The sequence below is a fragment of the Mycobacterium sp. SMC-17 genome (assembly GCF_045310915.1).
GTDB lineage: Bacteria > Actinomycetota > Actinomycetes > Mycobacteriales > Mycobacteriaceae > Mycobacterium.
On sequence record NZ_JBJIAK010000100.1, the window covers coordinates 1 to 6,451 of the forward strand.

General features: G+C 55.8%; 3 protein-coding genes. All 3 read left to right on the top strand.

Translation table 11 applies throughout. The features are described from left to right. Positions 1-295 precede the first annotated feature (295 nt). The 3 genes from ACJH7A_RS29760 to ACJH7A_RS29770 are packed head-to-tail and all read left to right on the top strand — an operon-like array spanning position 296 to position 6,140. A complete protein-coding gene (locus tag ACJH7A_RS29760; RefSeq protein ID WP_406803257.1) occupies positions 296-1,864 on the top strand; it encodes a type I restriction-modification system subunit M in 1,569 nt (522 codons plus the stop codon). After that, the gene (locus ACJH7A_RS29765) at positions 1,861-3,036 is read left to right on the top strand and encodes a restriction endonuclease subunit S (RefSeq protein ID WP_406803258.1); all 1,176 of its coding nucleotides are present in this window, start codon (positions 1,861-1,863) and stop codon (positions 3,034-3,036) included. The genes ACJH7A_RS29760 and ACJH7A_RS29765 overlap by 4 nt, the downstream gene beginning before the upstream one ends. After that, entirely contained in the window at positions 3,033-6,140 is a 3,108-nt protein-coding gene (locus ACJH7A_RS29770) for a type I restriction endonuclease subunit R (protein ID WP_406803259.1), read from the top strand. Before ACJH7A_RS29765 ends, ACJH7A_RS29770 begins: the two co-directional genes overlap by 4 nt. Positions 6,141-6,451: the final 311 nt, after the last annotated feature.

A 6,451-nucleotide genomic window follows, 5' to 3' on the forward strand; every position in this document is an offset into this window, starting at 1 on the left:
CATTTTCGAGAGACCTCGACCTCTATCCCGGCAACGACGCGCCAACCACCTCTACACCCTCATCTGTGAAGAGCCCGCAAACTGTGCAAGGTGATCGCACCAGTCACCTAGGCTATAGGCGCGTGACCTGCGGTCGGTTCTAAATGCTCTTGACCTGTGGAAATGTGCAATGGCGACAATATTGTTGAAAACAATTGTCAATAAGTGGTGCAACATCGGAGGGGATTTATCTGAACATGAGCGAACTGGTGACTGTGTACCCCGCGAACCTCGGTACGAGGGTGGTGACGTGGTAGTGGCTCCTGCGACGGGGGAGGCTCAGCGAGCTGAACTCCACAAGACGATCTGGCGCATCGCCAACGATCTGCGTGGCGCAGTCGATGGCTGGGACTTCAAGAGCTATGTCCTCGGTATGCTGTTCTACCGCTTTATCTCCGAGAACCTAACCGTCTATCTGAACCAACTGGAGTGCGAGGCCGGTCAAGCGGACTTCGACTACACCGCGCTCAGTGACAGGAATGCCGAGTTCGGTCGCGAGGAGACGGTCAAAGAGAAGGGCTTCTATATCCTTCCGAGCGAGCTGTTCATCAATGTCCGTAAGCGGGCCGCCAAGGACGAGAACCTGAACGAGACACTTCAGAAAGTCTTCAAGAACATCGAAGGTTCCGCTGTCGGCGCTGATAGCGAAGACGACTTAAAGGGCCTGTTCGATGACCTGGACGTCAATAGCCCAAAACTGGGCAACACCGTCGCCAAGCGCAACGAGAAACTCGTCAAACTACTCGACGCCATCGGTAATCTGCCGCTCGGAAACTTCGAAGACAACTCGATCGATCTTTTCGGCGACGCCTACGAGTACCTCATGCAGATGTACGCCTCCCAAGCTGGCAAGTCCGGTGGCGAGTACTACACACCCCAGGAGGTCTCGGAACTACTGGCGCGCATCACGGTGGTCGGCAAGAAGTCGGTCAACAAGGTGTACGACCCGGCCTGCGGATCAGGTTCCCTGCTGCTGAAGTTCGCCAAGGTTCTCGGCAAAGATAAAGTGCGCCAAGGATTCTTCGGTCAGGAGATCAACCTCACCACATACAACCTGGCACGCATCAACATGTTCCTGCACGACGTCAACTACGAAAAGTTTGACATCGCGCACGGTGACACGCTGCTCGATCCGGCGCACTGGGACGACGAGCCGTTCGATGCGATCGTCTCCAACCCCCCGTACTCAATCAAGTGGGAGGGCGATGCCAATCCGCTGCTGATCAACGATCCTCGCTATGCCCCAGCGGGCGTGCTAGCGCCCAAGTCGAAGGCCGACCTGGCCTTCACAATGCACATCCTCAGCTGGCTGGCGGTCAACGGTACGGCCGCGATCGTAGAGTTTCCTGGTGTGCTCTACCGAGGTGGTGCGGAGCGCAAGATTCGCCAGTACCTGGTTGACAACAACTATGTTGACGCTGTCATCCAACTGCCGCCGGATCTATTCTTTGGTACCACGATCGCGACTTGCATTATCGTGCTAAAGAAGTCGAAAAGGGATAATGGAGTGCTCTTCGTCGATGCATCGACGGAATTCAAGCGCGTCGGTAACAAGAATAAACTCCTTCCAGAGAACCAGCAGCATGTTCTCGATGCTCTCACGGACCGCGAAGATGTTGACCACCTGTGTCGACTAGTATCCAATGAAGATGTCGCTGCGAACGATTACAACATTGCAGTTTCTTCTTATGTCGGGCAGAAAGACACCCGCGAAATTATCGACGTCGCCGAACTCAACACTGAGATCGGCCGCATCGTCGCCCGCCAGCAACAACTTCGCGCCGCAATCGACGACATCGTCGCGGACCTTGAGGGGGCAAAGTGAGCCGCCTCGACGAACTTGTCGCTGAAATGGCTCCGAACGGTGTGCCCTACTTGCGGATTGGTGACATTGCGCAGGTTGGGACGGGCAGTACCGATCGCAAGGATGCGATTGCGGACGGCGAGTATCCGTTCTACGTCCGATCGAAAGAGATTCTTCGCAGTGACACGTATGAGTTCGACGAGGATGCTGTCTTGATCCCAGGAGAGGGCGGGATTGGCGACATCTTTCACTTCGTGAGTGGCAAGTACTCGCTGCACCAGCGCGCCTACAGAATCAGTTTTCAAACGCCGATGATCGATACAAAATATGCTTACTATGTGTTTTCGGTCCACTTCAAGAAGTTTATTCTTCAGAAGGCTGTGAGCGCGACAGTAACCTCGATCCGGAAACCGATGATCACAGATTTTCGGATTCCCGTGCCGCCTCTAGCGGTGCAGCAGGAGATTGTACGATTATTGGATCAGTTTGTGCAGTTGGAAACAGGCCTAGAAGCAGAACTAGAAGCAGAACTGCTGGCTCGACGGTCTCAGCACGCTCACTACCGAGATTCGCTATTGAAGTTTGGTGCAGATGGTTGCGAATGGTTAACTCTTCGCGAGGCGGCAATTGACTTTGGACGTGGAAAGTCAAAGCATCGTCCGCGCAACGATGCAAAGCTATACGGCGGGCGCTACCCGTTCATCCAGACTGGAGATGTCAGGAATGGCAGCCATCTCATTACCGAATACACGCAAACCTACAATGAAGTTGGCTTAGCCCAGAGCAAGCTCTGGCCGAGGGGGACTATATGTATCACTATTGCAGCTAATATCGCCGAAACAGGTATTCTGGACTTTGATGCGTGCTTCCCGGACAGTGTGATCGGGATGGTTGTAAATCCTGAAAAGACTTCTCAGTATTATGTGGAATACCTATTGCAATCACTAAAAGCGGACTTGGCGGCGAAAGGGCGAGGAAGCGCGCAAGCGAACATCAATCTCGCGACGTTCGAAAACGAGCGCTTTCCCTTCCCCTCCCTCGAGGAACAAGAGCACATAGTAGAGATCCTCGACAAGTTTGACGTGCTGGTGAGCGATCTCTCTGCCGAGCTGTCTGCCGAGCTCAAAGCCCGCCGCAAGCAATATGAGTACTACCGCGACCGCCTGCTGACTTTCGAGGAGGTGCAGGTATGACCGAGGCCAAAGCAGTCTGCTATGACCCGATCGCCGTCTCTGCCGAGAGCACGGTTGTCGCGGAATTCGTACCTTGCGGCAAGGCGGCTGATTCGTACCAGTCGGAGGCCGACCTTGAGCGTGAGTTCATCAGAATCCTGCAGTCGCAGGAGTACGAATATTTGTCTATTACGACTGAACAAGACCTCATAGCCAACCTCCGTGCGAATCTTGAAGCGCTGAACGGCATTACGTTCACCGACTCCGAGTGGAAGCGGTTCTTCACCGAGAAGGTCGCCGGTGCGAACGAAGGCATCGAGGATAAGACCGTCCGTATCCAGGAAGACTACGTCCGGATCCTGACGCGCGACGATGGCTCGACCAAGAACATCAAGCTGATCGACAAAACGAACATCCACAACAACAAGCTGCAGGTGATCAACCAGTACGAGGCCGGCCAGTGCGAGGGCGGCGCCAAGTACTCCAACCGATACGACGTGACGGTGCTCGTCAACGGCCTGCCGATGGTGCACATCGAGCTGAAGCGGCGCGGTGTCGCCATACGTGAGGCGTTCAACCAGATTAATCGCTACCAGAGGGACAGTTTCTGGGCCGGCTCTGGCCTGTTCGACTATGTGCAGCTGTTCGTCATAAGCAACGGCACGCATACGAAGTACTACAGTAATACGACGCGTCGCCAACACATCAAGGATGCCGCGGGATCATCGAAGGCCAAGAAGACGAGCAACTCGTTTGAGTTCACGTCATGGTGGGCGGATGCGGCCAATAGGCCGATTCAAGACCTAACGGCCTTCGCGACAACGTTTTTCGCGCGGCACACATTGCTCAACATCCTGACGAAGTACTGCGTCCTCACTGCCGACCGGCTACTGCTGGTTATGCGTCCGTATCAGATTGTCGCGACCGAGCGAATCCTCCAGAAGATCGATATCTCGACCAACTACAAGCAACTAGGCACCCTGGCCGCCGGCGGGTACATCTGGCACACCACCGGTTCGGGCAAGACCCTGACGTCGTTCAAGACTGCCCAGCTGGCGTCGAAGCTCACGAGCGTCGACAAGGTGCTCTTTGTGGTTGACCGTAAGGATCTCGACTACCAGACAATGCGCGAGTACGACCGGTTCGAGAAGGGTGCTGCGAACTCGAACACCTCAACCAGGGTGCTGAAGAAGCAGCTCGAAGACCCAAACGCCAACATCATCATCACGACGATCCAGAAGCTCGCGACGTTTATCAACGCACCTGCGAACAAGAACCATGCCATCTTCAACGGGCATGTCGTCATCATCTTCGATGAGTGTCATCGATCGCAGTTCGGTGACATGCATCAGGCCATCACGAAAGCGTTCAAGCGTTACAATCTGTTTGGCTTCACGGGTACGCCGATTTTCGCCGTGAACTCTGGTACGGGCGGCAACCCCCGGCTTCGCACGACACCCCAAGCGTTCGGCTGCTACTGGCACGGCGATCCGCGCAACTGCCCGGCTGAGCAGCATTCGACAGCGGCGCACACGTACACGATTGTCGATGCGATCAACGACAAGAACGTGCTGCCCTTCCGCATCGACTTCGTCAACACCGTCAAGATGCCAGCGGGCGTCAAGGACAAACAGGTGTCTGCCATCGACACCGAGAGGGCTCTGCTGGCACCTGAGCGTGTGCGTCAGATCGTGGAATACACGCTGGAGCATTTCGACCAGAAAACGAAGCGGGCTCAACACTATTCGCTCGGTGAGCGGCGCGTCCACGGTTTCAATGCACTGTTCGCCACCGCCTCGATTGAGGCTGCGCGCATCTATTACAACCAGTTTGCCATCCAACAGGACGATCTGCCGCCAGACCGACGTCTCAAGGTCGGGTTGATCTACTCCTATGCCGCCAACGAGGCTGTTGAGGATGGGGCGATCGATGAGGAGGAGTTCGAGACGGGGCAGCTCACCTCGTCCGCTCGCGAGTTCCTAGAAGACGCGATCCAGGACTACAACGATCTGTACGGCACCAGCTTCGACACGTCCAGCGACAAGTTTCAGAACTATTACAAGGACCTGTCGCTCCGGTTGAAGAACCGCGAAATCGACCTTGTGATCGTGGTCAACATGTTCCTCACCGGCTTCGACGCCACGACGCTGAATACTCTGTGGGTCGACAAGAACCTACGATCCCATGGCCTCATTCAGGCTTACTCCCGTACTAACCGAATCCTGAACTCGGTCAAGACATACGGCAACATCGTCAGCTTCCGAGACCTTGAGGAGGAGACCAACGACGCCATCGCGCTGTTCGGCAATAAGGACTCGGGCGGCATCGTATTGCTCAAGCCGTACGTCGATTACTACGGCGAGTACACCGACAAGGTCACCGAACTGCTCCAGCGGTTCCCGTTGGGGGAGCAGATCGTTGGCGAGAGCGCGCAAAAGGCGTTCATTGCGCTGTTCGGGCAGATCCTACGTCTGCAGAACATCCTGGTGTCATTCGATGACTTCGCGGGCAACCAGATCCTCACCGACCGGCAGGCTCAGGACTACCGAAGCGTCTACCTTGACCTGTACGCCGACTTCCGCAGCGACGTGAATGCAGACAAAGAGTCGATCATCGATGACGTTGTTTTCGAGATCGAGCTCATCAAGCAAGTCGAAATCAACGTCGACTACATACTGATGCTCGTCCAGAAGTACCGTGAGGCGAAAGGCGACGGCGACGACAAGGAGATTCGCGCCGAAATCATCCGGGCCGTCGATTCCAGTCCGAGCTTGCGGAACAAGAAGGATCTCATCGAGGACTTCGTCGATTCAATCTCTGCCACCGGCGGAATCGACGACGAGTGGCAGAAGTACGTGGCAGCGCGTAAGGCGGCTGAGCTTGATCGGATCATCACCGAGGAAAACCTCAACCCAGACGAGACTCGCGAGTTCGTCGAGACCGCCTTCCGCGACGGTGCGATTCAGGCGACCGGTACGGCCATCATCAAGGTGTTGCCGCCGGCCTCACGCTTCGCTGCTGGCGGTGGTCACGGTGAAAAGAAGCAGCGAGTACTTGATCGGCTCGGTGAGTTTTTCGAGCGCTTCTTTGGGTTGGGCTCGGGCAAAGGGCTCGCTGATGACTAGTTTGCGGCGATGTGACCTTGTGGGAGTGGTGGTTTCGAGTACACCTCCGTACCACCGACTGGTTCGTGGGTTGGTGATGTTCTCGCCACGACTGACGTCGGAGAGCTGCTAACGATGCATGTCACCAACCTCAGGGTCCAGAATTACAGCCGACTCGCCGACCTCGACATCGCACTCGCCGGTTTGGTGCCGATCCCGAGATTCGCAAGCACCTCGTCCTTGTCGGACCTAATGAGGCTCTTCATGATTGAGGGTGTAGAACGGTCAGCTGCTGTCGGCCTGTGATTGGGGTGTCTGGTTGGCTGGGTGTG

Excerpts from the sequence above, each read along its gene's own strand:
- ACJH7A_RS29770 (WP_406803259.1), top strand. The coding sequence starts at position 3,033 with ATGACCGAGGCCAAAGCAGTCTGCTATGACCCGATCGCCGTCTCTGCC.